Origin of the sequence: Streptomyces sp. M2CJ-2, from assembly GCF_016757295.1 — a bacterium.
GTDB lineage: Bacteria > Actinomycetota > Actinomycetes > Streptomycetales > Streptomycetaceae > Streptomyces.
In genome coordinates this window covers 1-1868 of sequence record NZ_JAESIF010000206.1, presented here as the reverse complement: position 1 = coordinate 1868, position 1868 = coordinate 1, and the positions used below count along the sequence as shown (strand labels likewise).

Sequence of the window (1868 nt, the reverse complement as noted above, 5' to 3'; positions counted from 1 at the left end):
CGCCGGGCGAGCAATGCTCATGACTTGTGGATCGTCCTCGGGAAGGCATGCGAAGGGCGTACCTTCCCGAATGATCCTGTGATGGTCACCAAGTCAGGCCCGCATTCGCAGCGCCTGCCCCTGGGAAGGAGAAGAGACGGGCAGGATGGGGGCGGCTGCGGTTGAAGAGGGCTACAGCCAGCACATATGACCTCCTGTCACCTCTCACGGCCGGCCTGGGAGTATGAGGGGCTACCGCTGCCTCGCCTCCAGGAGCACGACCGTGACCCGCCGCCACCTCATACCGCTTGCCACCGCGCTCCTGGCCGTCTCGCTGGTGGGCTGCACCCCGCACGTCATCGAAGACGACGCGAAGCCCGACTCCCCGAACTCCAGCGCGCTCCCCGGTGGACCCGCACCGTCCGGCGGGCCTGCCGACGGCGGCCTGTCGCTCGCGGACGCCATCGCGAAGATCCCGGACGGGGTCGAGCAGCGGGACGGCTACGAGCGAGACAGCTTCAAGCACTGGGTCGACGAGGACGGCGACGGCTGCCCCACCCGGGCCGAGGTCCTGATCGAGGAGGCCACCACGAAGCCCAAGCAGGGGGAGCGGTGCGCGCTGAGCGGCGGGGTGTGGAGGTCGTACTACGACGAGGTCGAGGTCACCGAAGCGGGCAAGCTGGACATCGACCACCTGGTGCCGCTCGCCGAAGCCTGGGACAGCGGCGCCCACGCCTGGACGCCCGAGCGCCGCCGGGCCTACGCCAACGACCTCGGCGCGCAACGCTCGCTGGTCGCGGTCACCGCGAAGACCAACCGTTCCAAGGCCGACAGGGACCCGGCCGCCTGGCTCCCGCCGGCCGAGAGCGCGCACTGCACCTATGCCGCGGACTGGACCGGAACCAAGCTGCGGTGGCAGCTGACCGCCGACGAGAAGGAGCGGGCCGCGCTGGTCAAGCTCGCCGAGGCCTGCCCGGACACGGTCGTGGAGTACGAGGTCGCCCCGTGACCTCCGGGCCGCCGGGCAGGTGGGTACCGGAATGCCCGACGGCCGTTCGCGGACGGGACCGGGTACGCATCGACGGCTCATTGTCTCGGGCCGGCGGGACGGCACGTCTGACGTGCGCTCCACGAGGGGTGGGCTGCATGGACGGCTTCCCTGCCGGGGTGGAAGACCGGGCCCACGCGTGGCCTGCGGGCCGCCGACCGAGATGCCCGGGCGGGCGCAGCAGGGGGGAGCGAAGGCGGGCCGTGTCACCGTCCGCGCTCGTCTTGCCGGCGTTTGCCGCAACCGCTATGCGCCACCGGAAAGTGGTGGCTATTCTGCAACCATGTCTGTCACCACGATGACCCTGCGTGTTCCGGATGACCTCGCTCCCTCGATCCGGGCCGCTGCTTCCGAGGCCGGCCTGAGCGTGAACGCGTACGTGGTGCGCGCTGCTCGCCGTGCCGCCACTCTCGATGCCGCGCAGCGGCTCGCTGCGCTCGGCCTGGGCGACGACCTGGCGGGTGAGGGCGACACCCTGTGAACCGTGGTGAAATCTGGAACCTTGCCGACGGCCGCAACGTCCTGATCGTCAGCTTGACGGGCCTGGAGCAGGCGTTCGGGGCCGTTCTCGTGATCGTGCTGCACGAGAACGGCCGCTACCCCGACACCGCCATGTCGGTCGTCATCGGGGACCCGATCCCGTGCACCGCCGTCGCCGTCAACATCACACAGATGCGCGTCGACCGGTTCGACGGCGCGAAGCTCCTCGGCCCGGTCGACGCCGCGGCGATGACCCGGGTCGACGCTGCCCTGCGTGCCGTCCAGGACCTGTAGCCACCACGGCAGCCCGGCCCGCATACCGCGGTGGGCCGGGCCTTTGCGTAGCGCGCCGGACGAGCCG

3 protein-coding genes are annotated in these 1868 nt (G+C 70.9%); all 3 read left to right on the top strand.

Annotated features, from left to right (window positions below):
* The first annotated feature begins 262 nt into the window (after window positions 1-262).
* The 3 genes from JL475_RS38800 (at window position 263) to JL475_RS38790 (ending at window position 1801) form a co-directional block, all read left to right on the top strand.
* The gene (locus tag JL475_RS38800) at window positions 263-988 is read left to right on the top strand and encodes an HNH endonuclease family protein (RefSeq protein ID WP_307825329.1); all 726 of its coding nucleotides are present in this window, start codon (window positions 263-265) and stop codon (window positions 986-988) included.
* 322 nt (window positions 989-1310) lie between these two features.
* Window positions 1311-1508, top strand: coding sequence for a toxin-antitoxin system HicB family antitoxin (locus JL475_RS38795; RefSeq protein ID WP_237409517.1), 198 nt, complete (start codon window positions 1311-1313; stop codon window positions 1506-1508).
* Window positions 1505-1801 carry a hypothetical protein gene (locus JL475_RS38790; RefSeq protein WP_202282893.1) on the top strand — a complete coding sequence of 99 codons (297 nt, stop codon included), beginning with the start codon at window positions 1505-1507 and terminating at the stop codon, window positions 1799-1801. The genes JL475_RS38795 and JL475_RS38790 overlap by 4 nt, the downstream gene beginning before the upstream one ends.
* The last annotated feature ends 67 nt before the right edge of the window (window positions 1802-1868 follow it).